This window comes from Pseudoduganella sp. SL102, assembly GCF_027856995.1.
Classification (GTDB): domain Bacteria; phylum Pseudomonadota; class Gammaproteobacteria; order Burkholderiales; family Burkholderiaceae_D; genus Rugamonas; species Rugamonas albidiflava.
Map to the genome: position 1 here is coordinate 7,074,468 of NZ_CP115554.1, position 22,291 is coordinate 7,096,758.

The 22,291-nt window shown below is 67.4% G+C and carries 18 protein-coding genes and 1 pseudogene; 5 read left to right on the forward strand and 14 right to left on the reverse strand.

The annotated features are described in order from the left end of the window. Nucleotides 1-8 precede the first annotated feature (8 nt). Nucleotides 9-4,280 carry a M10 family metallopeptidase C-terminal domain-containing protein gene (locus OU994_RS30035; RefSeq protein WP_281608883.1) on the reverse strand — a complete coding sequence of 1,424 codons (4,272 nt, stop codon included), beginning with the start codon at nucleotides 4,278-4,280 and terminating at the stop codon, nucleotides 9-11. A gap of 142 nt (nucleotides 4,281-4,422) precedes the next feature. Here OU994_RS30035 and OU994_RS30040 point away from each other — a divergent pair, with 142 nt between their 5' ends. Further along, on the forward strand, nucleotides 4,423-4,740 hold the full coding sequence (locus OU994_RS30040) for a helix-turn-helix transcriptional regulator (RefSeq protein WP_281608884.1): 318 nt from the start codon (nucleotides 4,423-4,425) through the stop codon (nucleotides 4,738-4,740). Beyond that, nucleotides 4,737-5,684, forward strand: a pseudogene (locus OU994_RS30045) (cation diffusion facilitator family transporter); the annotation flags it as partial. The gene OU994_RS30040 and the pseudogene OU994_RS30045, both read left to right, overlap by 4 nt. A gap of 212 nt (nucleotides 5,685-5,896) precedes the next feature. Here the strand turns inward: OU994_RS30045 and cysK are convergent. Then, a complete protein-coding gene (cysK, locus tag OU994_RS30050) occupies nucleotides 5,897-6,832 on the reverse strand; it encodes a cysteine synthase A (RefSeq protein ID WP_281608885.1) in 936 nt (311 codons plus the stop codon). Between the two features lie 48 nt (nucleotides 6,833-6,880). Then, the gene (locus tag OU994_RS30055) at nucleotides 6,881-7,441 is read right to left on the reverse strand and encodes an FKBP-type peptidyl-prolyl cis-trans isomerase (protein WP_373922507.1); all 561 of its coding nucleotides are present in this window, start codon (nucleotides 7,439-7,441) and stop codon (nucleotides 6,881-6,883) included. A 34-nt stretch (nucleotides 7,442-7,475) separates the two neighbouring features. Between OU994_RS30055 and thpR the strand changes: the two genes are divergently transcribed. Next, the gene (gene thpR / locus OU994_RS30060) at nucleotides 7,476-8,075 is read left to right on the forward strand and encodes an RNA 2',3'-cyclic phosphodiesterase (RefSeq protein WP_281608886.1); all 600 of its coding nucleotides are present in this window, start codon (nucleotides 7,476-7,478) and stop codon (nucleotides 8,073-8,075) included. Here the strand turns inward: thpR and tcdA are convergent. Further along, on the reverse strand, nucleotides 8,017-8,928 hold the full coding sequence (gene tcdA, locus OU994_RS30065) for a tRNA cyclic N6-threonylcarbamoyladenosine(37) synthase TcdA (protein ID WP_281608887.1): 912 nt from the start codon (nucleotides 8,926-8,928) through the stop codon (nucleotides 8,017-8,019). The genes thpR and tcdA overlap by 59 nt on opposite strands. Nucleotides 8,929-8,998: 70 nt before the next feature. Between tcdA and pdxH the strand changes: the two genes are divergently transcribed. Next, complete coding sequence (gene pdxH / locus OU994_RS30070) at nucleotides 8,999-10,234, forward strand: pyridoxamine 5'-phosphate oxidase (protein ID WP_281608888.1); 1,236 nt, start codon at nucleotides 8,999-9,001, stop codon at nucleotides 10,232-10,234. Nucleotides 10,235-10,328: 94 nt separating this feature from the next. Here pdxH and msrA read toward each other — a convergent pair whose 3' ends face one another. Beyond that, complete coding sequence (gene msrA / locus OU994_RS30075; RefSeq protein WP_131143754.1) at nucleotides 10,329-10,859, reverse strand: peptide-methionine (S)-S-oxide reductase MsrA; 531 nt, start codon at nucleotides 10,857-10,859, stop codon at nucleotides 10,329-10,331. 152 nt (nucleotides 10,860-11,011) lie between these two features. Between msrA and OU994_RS30080 the strand changes: the two genes are divergently transcribed. Next, the gene (locus tag OU994_RS30080; RefSeq protein ID WP_131143753.1) at nucleotides 11,012-11,527 is read left to right on the forward strand and encodes a flavin reductase family protein; all 516 of its coding nucleotides are present in this window, start codon (nucleotides 11,012-11,014) and stop codon (nucleotides 11,525-11,527) included. Nucleotides 11,528-11,553: 26 nt separating this feature from the next. Here the strand turns inward: OU994_RS30080 and OU994_RS30085 are convergent, their stop codons facing one another. From OU994_RS30085 to pyk, 9 genes are all read right to left on the reverse strand, one after another. Beyond that, nucleotides 11,554-13,551 carry an ATP-binding protein gene (locus OU994_RS30085; protein ID WP_281608889.1) on the reverse strand — a complete coding sequence of 666 codons (1,998 nt, stop codon included), beginning with the start codon at nucleotides 13,549-13,551 and terminating at the stop codon, nucleotides 11,554-11,556. 124 nt (nucleotides 13,552-13,675) lie between these two features. Then, nucleotides 13,676-14,365 (reverse strand): OmpW family protein, encoded by a 690-nt coding sequence (locus tag OU994_RS30090; protein ID WP_281608890.1) that lies wholly within the window; start codon nucleotides 14,363-14,365, stop codon nucleotides 13,676-13,678. Nucleotides 14,366-14,383: 18 nt separating this feature from the next. Then, nucleotides 14,384-15,757, reverse strand: coding sequence for an SGNH/GDSL hydrolase family protein (locus OU994_RS30095; RefSeq protein WP_281608891.1), 1,374 nt, complete (start codon nucleotides 15,755-15,757; stop codon nucleotides 14,384-14,386). Nucleotides 15,758-15,897: 140 nt separating this feature from the next. Next, the gene (locus OU994_RS30100; RefSeq protein WP_281608892.1) at nucleotides 15,898-16,914 is read right to left on the reverse strand and encodes an L-threonylcarbamoyladenylate synthase; all 1,017 of its coding nucleotides are present in this window, start codon (nucleotides 16,912-16,914) and stop codon (nucleotides 15,898-15,900) included. Next, nucleotides 16,911-18,086, reverse strand: a complete 1,176-nt coding sequence (locus OU994_RS30105) for a 5-(carboxyamino)imidazole ribonucleotide synthase (RefSeq protein WP_281608893.1) — start codon at nucleotides 18,084-18,086, stop codon at nucleotides 16,911-16,913. Before OU994_RS30105 ends, OU994_RS30100 begins: the two co-directional genes overlap by 4 nt. Nucleotide 18,087: 1 nt before the next feature. After that, complete coding sequence (purE, locus tag OU994_RS30110; RefSeq protein ID WP_281611757.1) at nucleotides 18,088-18,609, reverse strand: 5-(carboxyamino)imidazole ribonucleotide mutase; 522 nt, start codon at nucleotides 18,607-18,609, stop codon at nucleotides 18,088-18,090. Beyond that, nucleotides 18,609-19,508 (reverse strand): phosphoribosylaminoimidazolesuccinocarboxamide synthase, encoded by a 900-nt coding sequence (locus OU994_RS30115; RefSeq protein ID WP_131143746.1) that lies wholly within the window; start codon nucleotides 19,506-19,508, stop codon nucleotides 18,609-18,611. Before OU994_RS30115 ends, purE begins: the two co-directional genes overlap by 1 nt. A 128-nt stretch (nucleotides 19,509-19,636) precedes the next feature. Further along, nucleotides 19,637-20,701 (reverse strand): class II fructose-bisphosphate aldolase, encoded by a 1,065-nt coding sequence (fba, locus tag OU994_RS30120; protein WP_281608894.1) that lies wholly within the window; start codon nucleotides 20,699-20,701, stop codon nucleotides 19,637-19,639. A 75-nt stretch (nucleotides 20,702-20,776) separates the two neighbouring features. After that, the gene (gene pyk / locus OU994_RS30125) at nucleotides 20,777-22,225 is read right to left on the reverse strand and encodes a pyruvate kinase (protein WP_281608895.1); all 1,449 of its coding nucleotides are present in this window, start codon (nucleotides 22,223-22,225) and stop codon (nucleotides 20,777-20,779) included. Between the last annotated feature and the right edge of the window lie 66 nt (nucleotides 22,226-22,291).

Consider the following 22,291-nt stretch of genomic DNA (forward strand, 5'->3'; position numbering starts at 1 on the left):
GCAGCGGTTCAGCGCATGAACCCGTAATCCTCGACCGTGGTATCCGGCACGCCGGCCAGTTGCGCGATCAGCGTCAGCTCGCCGGCCGACACCGCCGCGTCGGCCTGCGCCGAGACAAAGCGGTACAGCGCCGTCGACGTGCCGTTGCCGATCGCGAACAGGGCGCCCTGGCCCACCGCGTAGGCGGCGTCGGCCGAACCGACCAGGGCAGCGGCGCCGGCCAGCGACAGTGGGCCCGCGGCGCCGCTGACGATGACCAGTTCCGCCTCCGTACCAAAGCGCTCGCCGGCGGCGATGGCCACCGCATGCTCGAGCGCGGCATCGTCGTCGCCGATGCCGCGTACCGACACGTCCACCAGCAGGCGATCGGTATGCACGGCGAAATCGGCGACAGTATCGATACCGCCACCCGCGCTGCCGCCGTCGCTGCGCAGCACGAAGGTATCGTGGCCGGCACCACCCGTCAGCGTATCGCTGCCCAGCCCGCCCGCCAGCGTGTCGTCGCCATCGCCGCCCAGCAGGCGATCGGCGCCGCGGCCACCGCCGATCCAGTTGTCCAGTGCATTGCCGGTGCCGGTGAAGGCGCTGCTACCCGTGTAGTCGAGCCGCTCGATGTCCGCCGCCATCGTCCAGCGCGCCAATGCCGTGCGCACCGTATCGAAGCCGGCGCCAGCCATTTCCACCACCTGGTCGCCAGCGGTGTCGACGACATACCTGTCGTCGCCCACGCCGCCCTCCAGCGTATCGCTGCCGCTGCCGCCGGCCAGCAAGTCGTCGCCCTCCCCGCCCAGCAGGGAATCGCTGCCGGCGCCGCCATCGAGGCTGTCGTCGCCGGCCGCCCCGGCCAGGGTATTCGCCGCGGCATTGCCGGTCAGTACATTGGCGGCGGCATTGCCCGTGATGCTGCCCGCCACCCGCGACGTGATCGCCGCATGTTCGACGCCATCGGCCAGCGCATGGACAAAGCCGGCGGTGGCGATGGCGATCCCGTCGGTGTCGGTGCCGGCGCCGGGCGCCTCGACGATCACGTCGCCCGCCGCGCCCACCACGTAGAGATCGTCGCCGTCCAGGCCGGCCATGGTGTCGTTGCCGGCCAGGCCATCGATCGTATCGGCGCCCGTGGTACCCGTCAGCATGTCGTCGCCGGTACTGACCAGGCCCACCTGCAGCTCGGCCAGCGTCGCCGCCACGCCGGCAAATTCAAACGATTCCGTATGGCGCACGAGGATGATCTCGCCCGTTGCCGTATCCACCAGCCGCAAGTCGTCCGCCGCCGGCCGCGACCGGGCATAGCCGGACAGCGCCTTCGCGAATACCGCCGTGTCGTCGCCGGCGCCGCCATCGAGCGTGTCGCTGCCGGTGCCGCCTTCGAGGCGGTCATCGCCGTCGCCGCCGGCCAGGCTGTCCTTGCCGGCGCCGCCGCGCAGCGTGTCGTTGCCGCCGGCGCCGGCCAGAACGTCGTTGCCGGTGTTGCCGTCGATAGCATTGTCCAGCCCGTTGCCGGTGAGGCGATATGCCAGGCCGGCCTGCGTGCCGGCCAGGTCCTCGACATGCTGCGCCAGGGTCCAGCTGGCCAGCACCGTCTGCACGGTATCGCGGCCGCCGCCGTCCGTCTCGGTGACGATGTCGCCGGCCACATCGATGACGTAGCGGTCATCGCCCGCGCCACCGGCCAGCGTGTCCAGCCCGGCGCCGCCGGCCAGCGTGTCGTCGCCGGCGCCGCCGTCGAGCCGGTCGTTGCCGGCGCCACCGTCGAGGCTGTCGTCACCCTCCAGGCCGGCCAGCGTATTGGCCGCGGCGTTGCCCGCCAGCCGGTTGCCGCTGTCGTTGCCGGTGACCGCGACCGCGCCGGTGCCCGTGACGATGGCGTGCTCGACATGCTGCGCCAGCGTGTAGAGGCCTTTCGCCAGCGCCACGCGCACGGTATCGGTGCCGCCGCCGGTGGCTTCGGCGACGACGTCGCCGGCCGCATCGACCACGTAGGTATCGTCGCCGCCCAGGCCGGTCATCGTGTCGTCGCCCAGCTTGCCGTCGAGCGTGTCGGCGCCGGCGGTACCGGGCAGCACGTCGGCGCCGTTGCTGACGATGCCCGCCACCACGTCGGCCAGCGCCATGGTGGTGCCGGCGAAGTCGACGAACTCCACGTTGCGCAGCGTGACCACGTGGCCGGACAAGCCGGCCAGGCCGGTCAGCACGACGCTGGCCGCGTTCGGGCGCGTGACGAGGTAGTCGCCGGCGGTGCCGGCCAGCCAGGCGGTGTCGCTGCCGGCACCGCCATCGAGCATGTCCCGGCCGCCTTCGCCGGACAACGCATCGTCGCCATCGCCGCCCAGCAGGCTGTCGTTGCCCAGGCCGCCGTGCAGCACATCGTCGCCGGCCAGGCCGGACAAGGTATCGTTGCCGCCGCCGCCCGTGACCAGGTTGGCCGCGCCGTTGCCGGTGCCGCCGAACCCGCCGCGGCCCGTGAAGGCCAGGTCTTCCACGTTGGCGGCCAGCACCAGCCGCGCCAGCGTGGTGTCGACGCGATCGTGCCCGCCGCCGGCCTGCTCGGCGATCACGACGCCGCTCGCGCCGATCCCGTACAGGTCGTCGCCATCGCCGCCGGCCAGGGTGTCCCGGCCGCTGGCGGACAGCAGCGTGTCGTTGCCGGCACCGCCGTCGAGGCTGTCGTTGCCGATGCCGCCATCGAGGCTGTCGTCGCCGGCCAGCCCGGCGAGCGTGTCGTTGCCGCCCAGGCCTTGCAGCGTGTCGGCCGTGGCGCCGCCGGTCAGCAGGTCGGCCAGCGCCGTGCCGGTGGCGCCGGCACTGCCCGCCGCCTCGTCGAAGCTCCAGGCGACACCGTCGAACAGGATGGTTTCGATATTGCGCAGCACGACCGAGACGCCAGTGGCGTTGTCGGTCAAACGGAGGTCGGTGGCGTCCAGGCGCACGCGCGTGGTGGCGTCGAAGCGCACCGCCAGCACGGCGGTATCGGTGCCGGTGCCGCCATCGATGGTATCGGCGCCGCCGCCGCCGGCCAGGGTGTCGTTGCCGGCGCCGCCATCGAGCAGGTCGGCGCCCAGGCCGCCCGTGATGCTGTTCGCCAGCGCATTGCCGGTGCCCGCGAAGCCGGCCGCGCCGCCGCTGTAGCGCAGCGTCTCGATGCCGCCGCCCAGCGCATAGGCGGCCAGCGTGGTCCACACGGTGTCGTTGCCGCCAGACGCGCTTTCGACCACCACGTCGCCCTGGCTGCCGACCACGTAGTCATCGTCGCCGGCGCCGCCCGACATGAAGTCGTTGCCGCTGCCGCCGTCCAGCCGGTCGTTGCCGGCGCCACCGCGCAGGCTGTCGTTGCCGGCGCCGCCGGTGATGCTGTCCCGCCCGGCGCCGCCATACACATCGTCGATCCCGGCGCCGCCCGTGATGGTGTCGCCCAGGTCGTTGCCGATGATCGTCGAGCCGCCGTCGCCGGCGCGCGCGGCGTGCACTTCCACGCCATATGCGATCGACACGTTGCGCAGGCCCGCGGCGGTCTCGCTGAATGCGCCTTCGTTCAGGTCGATCAGCGTGGCGGCCGTGCAGGTGGAAAAATCGAATGTGTTGACGCCGCCGGCATCCCAGATGCATGACGGGGCGGCCGCCCTACCGAAGGTGTAGACGTCGTCGCCGGTACGGTAGGCCGTGTTGGCGCCATACAGGTACTGGATCGCCAGCACGTCGTACAGCATGGGCGTGACCGCGAACTTGCCGTTGATGCCGGTGCTGCTGCCCTCGTAGTACGACATCAGCGTGTAGTCGGCGTTGTCCGTGGCGAGCGGCAGGTACGGGCCGGGCGCGCCGCCACCGCCCGCGTTGTAGTTGCCGGGGTGTTTCAGTCCCAGCGAATGGCCCAGTTCGTGGATCAGCACATAGGCGCCATAGCTGCCCGGCGTGAAGATCCGGTTGTACGACTGGTCGTTCAGGTACAGCGCCGAGACGCCGCCCGGATTCGGATAGTAGGCGTAGGCGCCGCTCGTATCGCCCTGGTCGTTCACACCCATCAGCAGCCGGCCGCCGGTCGCCACTTCGACGAAGGTGACATTGGCCACCGCGGACCAGGTGCCCATTGCCACGCGCGCGGCATCCTGCTGCCCCGTGGTCATCGGCACGAAGCCATGGCGGTCATCGGCGCTGGCGCTGGCCGGCGGCGTGGCCAGGAAGGAGTAGGTCAGCGTCAGCGCCATCTCCGGTCGAGCGTTCCAGCTCGTGTAGGCGAGCGCGTCGATAGCGTTTATTCCACTGTCCTGCATAAGTCTTTCCATAAGGCATCTTGCCAGCCGCCGATCATAACACTTTTGCGTTACGGAAACATCGTCGCGGCTTGCGCCGTTGTTCGGGTGCGACTAATATGTGAACACCTATTCAAATGTTATCGATGAGATTGCCCGTGATGCGCCAGACGAGATGAACCAGATTTCCATCCATGAAGAGTCGGTGGCCCAGCTGGCCGACCTGTTCCACCTCCTGGGCGATCCCACCCGCCTGCGCATCGTGCTTGCCTGCGTGGCCGCGCCGATCGCCGTCAGCGAGATCGCCGCAACGCTGGAGCTTTCCAGCTCGCTGGTCAGCCACCACCTGCGCCTGCTGCGCGCCGCCCGCATCGTCAAGGCCGAGCGCCAGGGCAAGCAGGTGTTTTATTCGACCGCCGATGCGCACATCAGCGGTGTCCTGCGCGACATGCTCGAGCATATCGCCGAACCCTCCACCGGAAACGACGTATGAGCGGCCACCACCACCACCATGACCACGGGCACGGGCACGGGCACGGGCATGGTCACCATCACCACCATGGCGCCCCGGCCGACCATGGCCGCGCATTCGCCATCGCGATCACGCTGAACGCGCTGTTCGTGGCCGTGGAATTCAGCTACGGCTTCCTGGCCAATTCCACGGCGCTGATGGCCGATGCGGGGCATAACCTGTCGGACGTGCTGGGCCTGATGCTGGCCTGGGGCGCCGCGATCCTGGCCAAGCGGGAGCCATCCTCCCGCTATACCTACGGGCTGCGCAGCAGTTCGATGCTGGCCGCGCTGTTCAACGGCATGCTGCTGATGGTGGCCTGCGGCGCCATCGCGTGGGAAGCCGTGCTGCAGCTGATCGATCCGGTGCCGGTGCATGGCAGCACGGTGTCGGTGGTGGCCGGCATCGGCATCCTCGTCAACGGCATCTCGGCGTGGCTGTTCATGAAGGGCAGCAAGGACGACCTGAATATCCGCGGCGCCTACCTGCACCTGGCGGCCGATGCCGCGATCTCGCTCGGCGTGCTGGTGTCAGGCCTGGTCGTGATGTTCACCGGCTGGATCCGGCTCGACCCGCTGGTCAGCCTGGGTATCGTGGTGATGATCGTGGCCGGCACCTGGTCGCTGCTGAAGGAATCGCTGCGGATGATGATGGCGGCGGTGCCGGACAACGTCGATTCAGGCAAGGTGGAACAGTTCCTGCGCACCCGGCCCGGCGTGACGGACGTGCACGACATGCATATCTGGTCGATGAGCACGACGGAAACGGCGCTGACCGCGCACCTGGTCATGCCGGACGGCTACCCCGGCGACGTGGCGATGGATGGCATCGCGCGCGGGCTGCGCGAGCAGTTCGCGATCCACCACAGCACCTTGCAGACGGAGCTGGGCACGACGGCGCATGCCTGCTGCCTGGCGCCGGATGCACAAGAGAATGAGCACGAGCACGAGCACGGACACGGGCATGAGCACGGGCAGGCGCACGAGGATGGCGATCATGGGCATGGGGATCACGACCGTGAGGATGACGGCCACGACCACGGCCACGACCACGATCATGACCACGCACAGGGACATGCCCACAACCATGGCCATGACCATGACCACGACCCGGGTCGCGGCCACGGCCACGCTCACCCTCACTGATCGGCCAGCCCCGCGAACAGCTGCGTGCTCAGGTACCGCTCGCCGAACGAGGGAATGATCGTCACGATCAGCTTGCCTTCATTTTCCGGCCGGCGCGCCACCTGCACGGCGGCCCACAGCGCGGCACCGGCCGAGATGCCCACCAGCAGGCCTTCCTCGCGCGCGGCACGGCGCGCGAAGTCGAAGGCGTCCTCGTTCTTCACGGCGACCACTTCGCTGTAGACATGGGTGTTCAATACCGCCGGCACGAAGCCGGCGCCGATGCCCTGCAGCGGGTGCGGCCCCTTGGTGCCTTTCGACAGGATCGGCGACGCTTCCGGTTCCACGGCAATGCACTGGAACGATGGCTTGCGTTCCCGGATCACCTCGCCCACGCCGGTGATCGTGCCGCCGGTCCCCACGCCGGCCACGAGGATGTCGGCGCGGCCATCCGTGTCGCGCCAGATTTCCTCGGCGGTGGTACGGCGGTGGATCTCGGGATTGGCGGGATTGTTGAATTGCTGCGGCATCAGGTAGCGCGGATCGGCGTGCGCCATTTCCTCGGCGCGGCGGATCGCGCCGACCATGCCTTCGGCGCCCGGCGTGAGCACCAGCTCGGCGCCATACGCGCGCAGCAGCGTGCGCCGTTCGCGGCTCATGGTTTCCGGCATCACCAGCGTGCACTTGTAGCCGCGCGCCGCGCAGACCATCGCCAGCGCGATGCCGGTATTGCCGCTGGTCGGTTCGAGGATCACCGTATCGGGCCTGATCAGGCCGGCCTGTTCGGCCGCCGCGATCATCGACAGCCCGATGCGGTCCTTCACGCTGTGGGCGGGATTGTAGAACTCCAGCTTGGCCAGGATCTGCGCCGGGGCGCCTTGTGCCAGCCGGTTTATGCGCACCAGCGGCGTATTGCCGATCAGCGCAGTGACATCATTCGCAACGTTCATGAAGGGTCTCCGCATCAACAATGGGAGAACCCAGTGTACCGCCGCGAATTACTTCACGTCGAGCAGTTCGACGTCGAAGATCAGTGCCGAGTTGGCCGGGATGCCCGGCATGGCGCGCGCGCCGTAAGCCAGGTTCGACGGGATGATCAGCGTGCGCTTGCCGCCGATCTTCATGCCGGCCACGCCCTGCTCCCAGCCCTTGATGACCTGGCCGGCGCCGAGGCGGAACTCGAGCGGTTCACCGCGGTCGCGCGAGGAATCGAACTTGCGGCCCTTGTGGCCGCGCGCCATCGGACGGTACAGCCAGCCCGTGTAGTGGACCGACACGGTGCCGCCGGTGACCGCTTCACGGCCGGTTCCAACCTTGCTGTCGTTGACGATCAGCTGTTCCGCGGCGGGGCCGATCGTGGCGGAGCCGGGCACCACCGGGCCGGCGGGCGCTTCCTGGGCGGCAGGAGGCGCTTCCTGCGCGGCGCCCGGTTGTGCGGGTTGTGCGGGTTGTGCCGGTTGCGCCGGTTGTTCCGGCGCGGCGGACGGGGTCTGGGCATGCGCGAACGAGGCGGCGCACAGCAGGAGGGACAGCACTGGAGCGGACAGACGGGTCATCATGTATTCTTTCTGTACTGGGTTTTGAGGCGGCAACATGATAGCAAATGAACCTGAAGACCGGCCAAACGCCGGCGCCACGCGCAAGCTTTTCTTTGCCCTGTGGCCGGATGAGGCGGCGCGCGCCGCATTGGCCGCGCTGCAGGCACCCGTCGCGGGAAGGCGCACGCCGCCCGCCAAGCTGCACCTGACACTGGCCTTCCTCGGCCAGGTACCGGCCGATGCCGTGCCTGCGCTGCTCGCCATCCGCGACCGGCTCGCCGTACCGCCGTTGCGGCTCGCGATCGACTGCTACGGCTACTTCGCGCGGCCGCGCATCGCCTGGGCCGGCATGACGCAGGTGCCGGCCGCACTCGTGGCGCTGCATGACGAGCTGGTGCGGGAACTGGAAGCGGCCGGCTTTTCCGCCGCCACGCATGGCGCGTTCAAGCCGCACGTGACCCTGGCGCGGGAGGCGAAACAGGCGCCGCCCGAGGTGCCGGCAGCGCCGGTGGAGTGGGCCGTGGACCGTGCCGTGCTGGTGGAATCGCTGCCGGACGGGCGCTACGTGCCGGTGGAGCGCCAGCAGGTGTCCGCTACTACTCCGGCTGGCCCACCGGCAGATCCGCCGGCGCCTCTTCTTCCGCCAGCTTCCTGAGCACATGCCCGGCGGCCACCATGCCGAACGTGGCCGTCACCACCATCGCCGAACCGAACCCCGCGCAGTTGATGCCGGTGAGGCCCGCCTTGGCGGGCGGCGCATCGTCCGGATCGACTTCGCACACGTCGCCCGTCTCGGGAAACTTCAGCGGCTCCATCGAGAACACGGCATCCACGCCCAGCTTGTTCTTGCCGTTCGGCGGATAGTGGAACTGGCTGCGCAGCCGGCGCCGCACCTTCTTCAGCAGCGGTTCCTGTTCCGTCCTGGCCAGGTCGCGCACCTCGATCTTGGTAGGGTCGGTCTGGCCGCCGGCACTGCCGATCATGATCAGGCGGATGCCGCGCGTGCGGCAGTAGTGCACCAGCGCCGTCTTCGCCTGCGTGTTGTCCATGGCGTCGATCACGTAGTCGTAATCGTGGCCGCCGATCATTTCCTCGAGGTTGTCGGGCGTGACGAAGTCCTCGATCTCGGTCACCTGGCAATACGGATTGATCTGGGCGATGCGCTGGCGCAGCGCGGTGACCTTGGCCATGCCCACGGTGCCGGTGAGCGCCTGGATCTGGCGGTTGATGTTCGATTCGGCAACGTTGTCCAGGTCGATCAGCGTGAGGCGGCCGATGGCGCTGCGCGCCAGCGCCTCGACGATCCACGAACCGACGCCGCCGACGCCGATCACGCAGACATGCGCGGCGCGGTACCGTTCCAGGGCCGCCGCCCCGTACAGCCGGGCGATGCCGCCGAAACGCCGGTCGAAGTCGACGTCGTGTTCGTCAATGATGTTCTCGTCACTGATGTGTTCGTCAATGATGTGCTCGCCGGGGCCTGGAGAAGATGGGATGATGTCGTTCATCCGCCCATTTTAACGGACGCGGCCCGAAGGATTATTCTACAATCCGTCGTTCCGAACCAAGGATGCCGCCATGACAGATCTCCTCCTCGCCCCCGCCCCCGGCTTCGACCAGCCGATCGCCATGCTGAAGCATTGCCACGACAAGATCCGCAAGCAGCTGGCGACCTTGCAAAACCTGCTGACCCACCTGCCGCAGCATGGCGCGGACGCGGCGGCGCAACAGGCGGCGCAGGCGGTGCAGAAATACTTCAACACGGCGGCCCCCCTGCACCATGCCGACGAGGAAGTCGACCTGCTGCCGATGCTGGACGCGACAGCCAGCGGCGCCGACCTGGAAACGGTGCGCCGGCTGCGTCCCGAGATCCTGGCCCAGCACCAGCAGATGGACGAGGCGTGGCATCTGCTCGATGGCCAGCTCGACAAGATCGCCAACGGCTCCGGCACCGAACTCTCGGCCGATGCCGTGAACACCTTCGTGCGCATGTACACGGGGCACATGGAAACGGAAGAAGGCCATATCGCGCCGATGGCGAAACGCCTGTTCAGCCCGGAACAGATGGCCGTGCTGGGCGAATCGATGGGACGCCGGCGCGGCATCGAGCCGACTGTCCTCGCCAAAGGCAGCACGGCGGTGGGCGGCATCGCGCTGGCCGACCTGCGCATGGATTACGGGCGCGCCAGCCTTGCCGAGGACGACACGCTGGCCGATCCCGTGGCGCAGTTCGGCAAATGGTTCGAGGAGGCCATGAAGGCGCAGGTGAACGAGCCCAACGCGATGAGCGTGGCCACGGTGGGCAGCGACGGCAAGCCATCGTCCCGCATCGTGCTGATCAAGCAGTTCGATGCGCGCGGTTTTACCTGGTACACCAATTACGAGAGCCAGAAAGGCCAGCAGCTGGCACAGAATCCCCATGCCGCCCTGCTGTTCTTCTGGCCCGAACTGGAGCGCCAGGTGCGCATCGAGGGGCGCGTGGAGCGCACCTCGGCGGTGGAAAGCGACACGTATTTCCATAGCCGCCCCCTGAAGAGCCAGCTGTCGGCGATCGCCTCGATGCAAAGCGCGCCGATCGCCAGCCGGGCCGACATGGAAGCGAATTTCGCGGCCGTGGAAGCGCGCCTGCAGGCCAGTCCTGATGGCGGCGCGCAGGCGGAAGGCAAGCCGCAACGGCCGGCGCACTGGGGCGGATATCGCCTGGTGCCCGAACGGATCGAGTTCTGGCAGGGGCGCGCCTCGCGCTTCCATGACCGGATCGTGTATACGCTGCAGGCGGATGGGCGCTGGAGCAAGGGCAGGATCCAGCCCTGACCTACTCGAAACGAACTACCGCCCGGCGGGGCCGTCGAATTGGCGTGGCCCCGAGCGATCGTGTTCCTGCAAGCGTGCTTGACTCTGCAACCGCCTATTTCAGCCGCGCGCTGTGCATCTTGCGGAACTTGGCCACCTTCGGGCCCACCACGAAGGCGCAATAGCCCTGCAGCGGATGCTGGGCAAAGTAGTTCTGGTGATAGTCCTCGGCCTTGAAGTAAGGCTGTGCCGGCGACAGTTCGGTCACGATGGGCGCGTCCCACACATGGGCCATTTCGGCGATCACCTGCCGCGCGGTCGCTTCCTGCTCCGGCGACTGGAAATACACCACCGAGCGGTATTGCGTGCCCACGTCGTTGCCCTGGCGGTTGAGCGTGGTGGGATCGTGGATCGTGAAGAAGATCTCCAGGATGTCGCGGTAGCTGATCACGTCGGGATCGAATTCCAGGCGCACCACTTCCGCGTGGCCGGTCGTGCCCGCGCACACCTGCTCATAGGTCGGGTTCGGCTGCTGGCCGCCCGTATAACCCGACTCCACCCTGGTGACCCCCTTGACCTCGAGATACACGGCTTCCGTGCACCAGAAACACCCGCCGCCCAGCACGGCGATTTCGCTCTGCGCCATACGATCCTCACTGTTCTCTTGCTGTTCTATGGAGCACTACTGTAAAGCAATTGCGAAAACGTTGCCGCCTGCGGCACTATTTCCCTTCTTGCAGCCTTGCAACCGTTTCCGGCGCCGCGCTCGGCTTGCGCAAACTTTGGCATAATGCCCGGATGAATACCAGTTCCCCACGCGCCGCCTCGCCCGCCTTCGATAGCGGGCATTTCCGGCAGGCGCTGTCGCAATTCGCCACCGGCGTCACCGTCATCACCACCCGGCTGGCGGACGGCACCTTTCGCGGCCTCACGGCCAGCTCGTTCAATTCCGTCTCGCTCGATCCGCCGCTGGTGCTGTGGAGCCTGAAGTCGCAGGCGTCCAGCATGCCGGTCTTCTCGGGCAATTCGCATTACGTGATCAATATCCTGGCCGCCGACCAGGGCCACCTGGCCAAGCTGTTTTCGACGCGCACGGAAGATCCGTTCGGCCAGGTCGAGTTCGAGCTGTCGCGCACCGGCCACCCGGTGCTGAAGGGTTGCACGGCCTGGTTCGAATGCCACAACCGCAGCCGCTATCCGGAAGGCGACCATGTGATCTTCGTCGGCGAAGTGGAGCATTGCGAATTCAACCCGCGCGAGCCGCTCGTGTTCCATGGCGGCCGGCTGGGCGGGCTGCACGTACCGGCAGCCTGAACCCTGCTGCAGGCCCGGGGGAACCGCTAGTGCGCGGCCAGCCGCGCCAGGATGCCGTACAGCGCCTTCGGATGGACCGGCTTGACCAGGTGCTCGTCGAAACCCGCTTCCAGCGCCCGCGCCCGGTCCTGCGGCGTGCCATAGCCGGTGATGGCGACGATGCAGGCCCTGGCCGTTTCCGGTAACTGCCGCAGGCGGCGCACCAGTTCATAGCCGTCCATGCCCGGCAAGCCGATATCGACGAACAGCAGCGCGGGCGGGCTGGCCACCACGGCGCCCAGCGCTTCCCTGGCATCGTTGCACACCGCCACCGAGTGCCCGGCCGCTTCCAGCAGCAGCGCCAGCATCTGCGCGGCGTCCACATTGTCGTCCACCACCATCAGGTGGCGCCGCCGGGCACCGCGCGGCTCCTCGCCGGCATCGGCGCCCGCCACGCCGGCTTCGGGCCGCTCGGCGCGCGGCAGGCATACCGTGAAGCGGCTGCCCTGCCCGGCGCCCGCGCTGTGTGCGCTCACATGGCCGCCCTGCAATTCGATCAGCGTCTTCGCCAGTGCCAGCCCCAGGCCGAGGCCACCCTGCGAGCGGTCGGGCGAACGTTCGGCCTGCGTGAACAGGTCGAATACCTGCGGCAACAGGCCGGGGCCGATGCCGATCCCGCTATCCTCGACGGTGGCGCGCACCTCTCGCGCGTCCGCGGTCACGCGCACGGCCACGCTGCCGCCATCGGGCGTGTAGCGGGCGGCGTTGTTGAGCAGGTTCGACAGCACCTGGATCAGGCGCGTGCGGTCGCCATTGACCCAGGGCCGCTGGTCCGGCAGCTCGACGGTGACGCGGTGCCGCTTGGCCTGCATCAGAGCAGCGGCCTGCTCGACAGCTTCGCCCACCACGGCGCAGAAGTCGAGCGTTTCGCGCCGCAGCGTGACCAGCCCGCGCGTGACCCTGGACACATCGAGCAGGTCGTCGACCAGCTTCGTCATGTGCTCGACCTGCCGCGTGATGACGGCGCTGGTCTTGTCGATACGCGCGGCATCCGGCGTGCCGAGCCGCAGCAGCTCGGCCGCCGCGGCGATCGGCGCCAGCGGGTTGCGCAGTTCGTGCGCCAGCATGGCCAGGAATTCATCCTTGCGTGAATTGGCTTCCCGCAGCGCGCGCATCGCCAGCACGGCGGCGGTGACGTCGCTGCCTTCGACGAAGATGCCGGAGACGGTGCCCCGATGGTCGCGGATCGGCTGGTAGATGAAGTTGACGAAACGTTCTTCGAGCTCGCTGTCCGGCCGGCGCCGCAGCAATACCGGCATCTCGTGGCCGACGTGCGGCTCGCCGGTGCGGTAGACATCGTCCAGCAGCGCGATGAAGCCCTGGTCGCGCACTTCCGGCAGCACCTCGGCGACGGCCCGCCCGACGATGTCGTCGCGCCCCACCAGCCGCAGATAGGCATCGTTGGCGATCTCGAACACGTGGTCCGGCCCGAGTACCACCGCGAGAATGCCGGGCGCCTGCTGGAACAGCCGCCGCATGCGCCCGATTTCCTCGGCGCGGTGGCGCTCCGACAGCACCTGCTCGGTGGTTTCCGTGCAGGCGCAGAACACCCCCGCCACGCTGCCATCCTCGTCGCGCATCGGCGAATACGAGAAGGTGAACCAGGTGTCCTCGTCGTAGCCCTTGCGGTGCATCGTCAGCAGCAGGTTCTCGTGGTAGGTGGCGCGGCCGGCCATCGCTTCGTCGACAATGGGCGAGATATCGTGCCAGATGTCGGCCCACACCTCGTGGAACGGCCGGCCCAGCGCCTGCGGGTGCTTGCGGCCGAGGACATCCACGTAGGCATCGTTGTACAGGAACGCCAGTTGCGGGCCCCACGCGGCGAACATCGGGAAGGCCGAATTGAGCATCAGCCCGACCACGGTGCGCAGCGCCAGCGGCCAGTGTTCCGGCGGCCCCAGTGGCGAGGTGGACCAGTCATGGCCGCGCATCAGCGCGCCGACGGCGCCGCCCTCGGCCAGGAACGCTGCGGGTGTGCGGGGCATGCTGGAGCTCTCCTTGAAACTCATGTGTGGCGAGTATAGCGAAGCGGGCCGCCGCGCGGCGCCGCCGTTCCGGCACGTAAAAAAGCCGGCACGCGGCCGGCTTCCCGGGGGCATGGTGCCCGGCTCAGAACTTGAACGTGACGCCCAGGTTGACCGCCACCGGATCGAGCTTCATCGCCTGCGTCTGGCCGGTCGAATAGGTGGCCGTGGTGCGCAGCCTGGTCTTGATCACGCCGCCGTCGAGCGACCAGCGCTCGTTGAGCCGGAAGCTGGCGCCCAGCTGGGCGCTCGCCGCCCATTTCGACTCCAGCGAGAACGTGGCGGCCGGGCCGCCCGTGTTCAGCACGGCCGTCAGCTGCGCCGAGCCCCGCTCGCGGCGGAAGTAGGCATAAGTGATGCCGAGGCCCACGTACGGGCGGAACACGGCATCCGGCCCGAACAGGCGGTATTGCGCGAACAGCGTGGGCGGCAGCACGTCCACCGTGCCCAGCTGCCCCGTGCCGGCAATCGCGTCGGCGCCGAACAGCTTGTGGCGGTACGGCGCGCCCATGTCCAGCTCGGCGGCGATGTTGTCGGTGATGAAGTAGGCCAGGTTCAGGATCGGCTTGGAATCCGTGCCCACGTCGGCCTTGGTGTTCGGCAGCGCCGGGGCGGACACGTTGCCGCTCTCCACTTTCGGCGTGATCTTGTTGAAGCCGGCCTTGACGGTCCAGTCGCCCCGGGCCTGCGCCGCGGCGTTCGGGACGGCGCCCAGCATGGCGACGAGGGTGCTGCCCAGGGCCAGCAGCTTGACGGCGGTAGTGGTCTTGTTCATGTGATTTCTCCGTGCGGCCTACAGCCAGCCCTTGGTCACCAGCGAGCGCGACACGAAGCGTGCCAGCAGCAGGTTGTTGAACGGCGTCGGGTGCACTTCATCGGCATACGAGTAATGGCTGACATCGCCGGACTCCAGGCTCGCGGCGGTGCAGCCCAGCGAGCTGCCCAGAGGGTTCTTCGGCGACTCCAGGTCGCAGGCCGGCTCGGTGACATTGGTCAGGCCGTACGGTCCCGGATTGGTGGCCTGGTCATGGCTGACGGCGTACACATCCACGATCACCACCTTGCTCTCGCTGCCCAGGGCGGACACCAGCTGGGCATTGAACGCCTGCACCATCTTGTCGATCAGCGCGCGGACATTGGCATCGCGCGCCCGGCCGGCCGGCGTGCTGGCCACGTCCGGCAGGTTGTTGACGACGACGTAGCCGGCGCCATTGCCGAGGATCTGCGACTTGACCAGCGTGGCCAGCTCGGCGCCGGCGGTGGCCAGCGCGGCGACCATGGCCGGGGCTTGCGCGGCCACGTAATCGGCGCCCGCTTGCGCGCCGGCCGTGCCGGCTGCCTTGGTGGCCGCCTCGACGATCGTGGCGAGGCTGGCCGGCGCCTTCGTATTGCCGGCCTGGACCGCCGCGGTCACGGCGGCCTGCACGATCGACGCCTGCGTGCTGCCGCTGCGCGCACTCTCGGTGGCGATGGCCAGGCCGATCGCCGGACCGGCGGTGGCCGGATTGGTGGCGCCGGCCGCCAGCTGGGTGGCCAGGCTGGTGCCGAAGGCTTGCTGGCCCGCCGCGGTACCGGCCGCCGTGGCGGCGCTGGAAAGCTGGGCCAGGTTGACGAGGACATCGTTGCCGCCGGCCATCACGAAGACCACTTCGTCGCCCTTGAACTTGCCGCCGGTTTTCGCCAGGTGGTTCTTGACCTGGGTGACCACGGGCACGGTCAGCGCGCCGAGCGGGCTGCCTGTCAGCTTGTGGCCGGCGCCGACCGGGTTGGTCACCCGCGCCCCGCCCTGCGCATAACTGAAGCACTCCGCATGGTTGGTGACGGGCACCGAGAAGCCCAGCGCGGCATCGCCGTCGAGGCCGGTCTGGGCCGGGCATGGGGCCGGCAGGCCGAACTGGGCCGCCATCAGCTCGGTCCAGTTCTTGCCGGTCAGTGCAGCGTTGGCCGCCGTGCTGTCGCCATTGATCGTGTATTTGCCGCCGCCCAGTGCCTTCACGCCACCGACGTTGTACGTGCCAAGATCGGACAGGCTGTCGCCGAAACTCACCTGCGACGCGAACTTGACCTTGTTGACCTGGGCACCGGGCTGCGGGTCGCCGCTGTTGCCGCCGCAGGCCGCAAGGATGGCGCCGGCCATCACGGCAAGCGCGAGTTTCATGTGTCGCATGGAGTCTCCCTGGATCTAATTGTTATCTGAAGCGTTATCTTTTTAATAGCACGTATGTACTATTCACAATCCAGCTAATATGCCAGCCCCGGTCCTGGTAGCACAAGGGTAATTTGGCAAAAACAACACTGCCGGGGTGGTCACTCCGCCGTCAGGAAACGGTCGATGATGCCGGCCGAGCCGAAGGCGGCGCGCCGCAGGCGGTCGTTGATGCCGAGCCACGCATCGTGCTGCGGCGGGGTTTCGACGAGGATCAGTTCGACATCGGCGCGGTCCATCGTGCGCAGCGCCGCGTACAGGCCGAAGGCATAACCGGCGGGCTCGTTCGGCAGCAACTCCTGCGCACTGGCCTGCACCAGCATCGGCGAATAGCGGATCACGGCGACATGGCGGCCACGGCCGGCCAGCGTCGTCAGCAGGCTGGGCAGCCGCGCGGTATCGGCCAGCGCCACCGGGGCCTTCGGCGCGTAATGCGATTCCAGCGTGCCCGAGGCGCGCGGCGCGGCGGCATCCGGCGCGGCCGGCATGGCGCCGATCACGGCGGCGATCTCGGCGGCGCCGATATGGCCGGGGCGCAGCAGCACCGGGCCATGCGTGGCCAGCCGCGACAGGTCGACGATCGTCGATTCGATGCCGACCTGGCTGGCACCGCCATCGAGCACCGTCATCGCACCGGCGCCGAATTCCTCATTGAACTCGTCCCGCACATGCTGCGCGGTGGTCGGGCTGACATTGCCGAACTTGTTGGCCGACGGCGCGGCGACACCGCCCTTGCCGCCCTTGAACGCGGCCAGCAGCGCCATCGCCACCGGGTGCGACGGGCAGCGGATGCCCACCGTGTCCTGCCCGCCGGAGACGGCATCGGGGATGTGCGCATGGCGCTTGACGATCATCGTCAGCGGTCCCGGCCAGAAAGCCCGGGCCAGCTTGCGGGCTTCGTCCGGCACGTCGGCCGCCCAGTAATCGAGGTCGGCGCCCGGCGCCACGTGCACGATCACCGGGTGATCCTGCGGCCGGCCCTTGGCCGCGTAGATGGCGGCCACCGCGGCCGGGTTTTCCGCATCCGCACCGAGGCCGTACACGGTCTCGGTGGGAAATGCCACCAGAGCGCCCGCTTCCAGGCGCGCGGCGGCGTCGAGGATCGCCTGTTCCGTCACGGTGCGATACCCAGGATGCGGCAGGCGGCGTCCAGTTGCCGCTGTGCTTCCGCCAGCGTGGGCGCAACGAAGGTGACATGGCCCATCTTGCGGCCCGGGCGGGGATCGTCCTTGCCGTACAGGTGCAGGCAGGCGCCGGGCAGCGCGACGACCTTGTCCCACGCCGGTTCGCTTTCGCTTTCGCCGTCGAACCACACGTCGCCCAGGATGTTCAGCATCACGGCCGGCGAATGCTGGCGCACGTCGCCCAGCGGCAATTTCGCCATCGCCCGCACCTGCTGGGCGAACTGGCTCGTCACGCAGGCGTCGATCGTGTAGTGCCCGCTGTTGTGCGGCCGTGGCGCCATCTCGTTGACCACCAGCGTGCCATCGGTGAGCACGAAGAACTCGATGCACAGCACGCCCACGTAGCCCAGTTCGGCCACGATGGCGCGCGCCGCGTCCTGCGCCTTGCGAGCGCTATCGGCGGATACATTCGGCCCCGGCACCGTCGTCGTGAACAGGATGCCGTCGCGGTGCACGTTCTCGGCGATCGGGTAGACCACCGATTCGCCATCGGCACCGCGCGCCGTCAGCACGGAGACTTCATACGCCAGCGGCAGCATCTTCTCGAGCAGGCAGGTGACTTCGCCCATGCCTTCGAACGCGGCACGCACTTCGTCACGGCTCTTCACGCGCACCTGGCCCTTGCCGTCGTAGCCCATGCGCACGGTCTTCAGGATGCCGGGCAGCAGGTTGTCGTCGATCGCGTCGATATCCTCGAACGACGCGATGACCTTGTGCGGCGCCGGCATCACGCCCGATTTCGGCGCGCACGCCACGAAGAACGATTTCTCGGCAATACGGTCCTGCGCGACGGACACGCCATGGGCGTTGGGTGCCACGAACACGGCTTGCGCCAGGCGCGACAGGCTGTCCGCCGGCACGTTCTCGAACTCGGTGGTGACGGCCACGCATTGCGCGGCCAGCGCATCGAGGCCGGCGGCATCCTCATAGGCAGCATTGACCAGCCGCTGGGCAACTTGCCCGGCCGGACAGTCGTCGGACGGTTCCAGCACGGCCACCTGGTAGCCCATGCTCTGGGCAGCTTGCGCAAACATGCGGCCGAGCTGGCCGCCGCCCATCACGCCCAGCCAGGCGGCCGGGGATGCGGTGGGCAAGAAAGACTTCATATTACTCATTGACTGGCAGGATCATGGCTTTCGCGGCAGCCGTCTGCTGGGTGCGGAACGCTTCCAGCTGGGCGGCCAGGGCATCGTCGGTGGTGGCGATGATGGCGATGGCGGTCAGGGCGGCATTGGCGGCACCCGCCTCGCCGATGGCAAACGTCGACACGGGCACGCCTTTCGGCATCTGCACGATCGACAGCAGCGAATCCTCGCCGCGCAGGTATTTCGACGGCACGGGCACGCCCAGCACCGGCACCACGGTCTTGGCCGCCACCATGCCCGGCAGGTGCGCGGCGCCGCCGGCACCGGCGATGATCGCGCGCAGGCCGCGCGAACGGGCCGTTTCGGCATAGGTGAACATTTCGTCCGGCATGCGGTGCGCGGAAATCACCTGCGCCTCGAACGGAATGTTGAACTGTTTCAGCATCGACACGGCATGCTGCATCACGTCCCAGTCCGAGGACGAGCCCATGATGACGCCGACCAGCGGCTTGGCGTTCGGCTGTTGATTCTGGTCGGCAGCCATCACGCGACCTTCAGCTTCTCGCCCGTCAGGCGTTCGATGGCTTCGAAGTACTTGGCTTGCGTCTTCTCGATGACCTCGGCCGGCAGCGCCGGCGCCGGCGGCGTTTTCTTCCACTCGGTCAGCGTTTCCAGGTAATCGCGCACGAACTGCTTGTCGTACGACGGCGGCGACATGCCCGGCGCATACGAATCGGCCGGCCAGAAGCGCGACGAATCGGCCGTCAGCACTTCATCCATCAGGTGCAGCACGCCGTTGTCGTCCAGGCCGAATTCGAACTTGGTGTCGGCGATGATGATGCCGCGCGTTGCCGCGTAATCGGCAGCCGTTTTGTACAGTTCGATGGAGATGTCGCGCATTTTCGCGGCCAGTTCGGCGCCGATGCGCTGTTCCATCTCGGCAAAGCTGATGTTCTCGTCATGCTCGCCCAGGTCGGCCTTGGCGGCCGGCGTGAAGAGCGGCTCGGCCAGCTTGTCGGCCTGGCGCAGGCCGGCCGGCAGTTCGATACCGCACACGCTGCCGGTGGCCTGATAATCCTTCCAGCCCGAACCGATGATGTAGCCGCGCACCACGGCTTCCACCAGGATCGGCTTGAGGCGCTTGGCCACCACGGCACGGCCCTTCACCTGTTCCACTTCTTCCGGCGCCACGACCGATTCCGGCGCCACGCCGGTCAGGTGGTTCGGCACGATGTGGCCGAGTTTCTCGAACCAGAAATCGCTCATCTGGTTCAATACCATGCCCTTGCCCGGGATCGGCTCGTTCATCACGACGTCGAAGGCGGACAGGCGGTCGGTGGTGACGATCAGGATCTTGTCGTCGCCAACGGCATAGTTATCGCGGACCTTGCCGTGGCCGAGCAATGGCAGGGAAGAAATGGAGGTCTGGTAAAGGCTTTTCATAGGGGCGATCTTGAATAATTGCCAAGCGATCGGCAATCAATAAGCTATAAAGCGAAACCGGCGGGGAGGAGAAATCTCCCGCCCGCCGATCGAGAGTCTTCGAGTCGAATGACTCGAAGGACAGGATTTTACTTCACAATTTGCGCCAGTTCACCGGCCTTGTAGCGTTCCGCCATCTTTTCCAGGGGAATTGGCTTGATTTGCGACGCGCGGCCTTCGCAGCCGAACGACAGGAAACGGGCCTTCACGACTTCTTCCGCGGCCAGGCGCGCCGGCTTCAGGTAGTCGCGTGGATCGAACTTGGACGGGTTCTGGAACATGAACTTGCGGATCGCCGCCGTCATCGCCAGGCGGATGTCCGTGTCGATGTTGATCTTGCGAACACCGTGGCGGATGCCTTCCTGGATTTCCTCGACGGGCACGCCGTAGGTTTCCTTCATGTCGCCGCCGAATTCGCGGATGATCGCCAGCAGTTCCTGCGGCACCGACGAGGAACCGTGCATCACCAGGTGCGTATTCGGAATACGCGCGTGGATTTCCTTGATGCGGTCGATCGCGAGGATGTCGCCGGTAGGCTTGCGGGTGAACTTGTAGGCGCCGTGCGAGGTGCCGATGGCGATGGCCAGCGCGTCGCACTGGGTGCGCTCGACGAAGTCGGCGGCCTGGGCTACGTCGGTCAGCAGCTGTTCGCGGGTCATCGTGCCATCCGCGCCGTGGCCGTCTTCCTTGTCGCCCTTCATCGTTTCGAGCGAGCCCAGCACGCCCAGCTCCGCTTCGACGGTTACGCCGATCGAGTGCGCGAACTTGACGACTTCACGCGACACTTCCACGTTGTAGTCGTACGACGCCACCGACTTGCCGTCGGCTTCCAGCGAACCGTCCATCATCACGGACGAGAAGCCGGAACGGATCGCGGCCATGCACACCGCCGGCGACTGGCCGTGGTCCTGGTGCATCACCACCGGGATGTGCGGATAGGCTTCGATCGCCGCGTCGATCAGGTGGCGCAGGAAGGCTTCGCCGGCATATTTGCGGGCGCCGGCCGACGCCTGCATGATCACCGGGCTGTTGACGGCATCGGCGGCGGCCATGATGGCCTGCACCTGCTCCAGGTTGTTGACGTTGAATGCCGGCAAGCCATAGCCATTTTCAGCGGCATGGTCCAGCAGTTGACGCATGGATACGAGGGACATGGTAGTACTCCAATCAAATAAAAACCTTTGCGGCCGCGCGCGGGCTCCCCTGGCCCCGGCGCGCCGGCCTGAATCCTATGAAAACTCGCCCACCTTGACGATCTTGAGGGCGTTGGTGCCACCCACCTGGCCCATCGGCTCGCCCCAGGTGACGACGATCATGTCGCCCTTCTTGGCGATACCGTATTCGACCAGCAGGTCTTCGGCCTGTTTCAGCACTTCGCGGCTGGTGCCCTGCTGCAGCAGGTAGTGCGCGCGCACGTTGCGGTAGATCGATACCTTGCGCTGCGTGAGCACGCTCGGCGTCAGGGCGAAGATCGGCGTATCGATGTTGTGGCGGCTCATCCACAGCGGCGTGGAGCCCGACTCGGTCAGCGCCACGATCGCCTTCACGTGCAGGTGGTGCGCGGTAAACAGCGCGCCGTAGGCGATCGACTGGTCGATGCGGGTGAAGCGCGCGTTGAGGAAATCGGCATCGAGCTTGTTGTACTCGGACTGCTCGGCATCCACGCACACGGCCGCCATCATTTCCACGGTTTCGATCGGGTAGCGGCCGGACGCCGTTTCAGCGGACGTCATCACGGCATCGGTGCCATCCAGCACGGCATTGGCCACGTCGGACACTTCGGCGCGGGTCGGCACGGCGTTGAAGATCATCGATTCCATCATCTGCGTGGCGGTGATGGCGAACTTGTTCGATTCGCGCGCCATGCGGATCATGCGCTTCTGCAGCGCGGGCACGGCGGCATTGCCCACTTCCACGGCCAGGTCGCCACGGGCGACCATGATGCCGTCGGAGGCGTTGAGGATTTCCTGCAGCGCCGGAATCGCTTCCGCGCGCTCGATCTTGGCGATCATCTGCGGCTTGTGGCCGTACGGCTCGCCGGCGATATTGGCCAGCTGGCGCGCCATGGCCATGTCGGTGGCGCTTTTCGGGAACGAGATGGCCAGGTAGTCGGCCTGGAAGCTCATCGCGGTCTTGATGTCTTCCATGTCCTTCGCGGTCAGGGCCGGCGCGGTCAGGCCGCCGCCCTGGCGGTTGATGCCCTTGTTGTTCGACAGTTCGCCGCCGATCTTCACCGTGGTGAAGATTTCATGGCCGACGATCTTGTCGACCACCAGCACGATCAGGCCGTCGTTCAGCAGCAGTACATCCTTGCCGCGCAGGTCGTTCGGCAGCGCCTTGTAGTCGAGGCCCACGCGTTCCTGGTTGCCCAGTTCGCCGTTCTCGCCCCATTTCGCATCGAGGATGAACTTGTCGCCATTGACCAGGTCGATCTTGCCGCCTTCGAATTTGCCGACGCGGATCTTCGGGCCCTGCATGTCGGCCATGATCGCCACTTCCCGTCCGCACTCCGCCGCCGCCTGCCGCACGAGGTTGGCGCGATCGATGTGGTCCTGCGCCTTGCCGTGCGAGAAATTCAGCCGCACCACGTCCACGCCCGCCCGGATCATGCGGATCAGGACGTTCAGGTCGGTGGAAGCGGGGCCGATGGTTGCGACGATTTTGGTGCCACGGGACATTGAGGGTTCCTCGAAGAAAAGATCGTTCAAAGAGAAAAGCGCAGCGACGGTGCGCTGCGCTTCTTC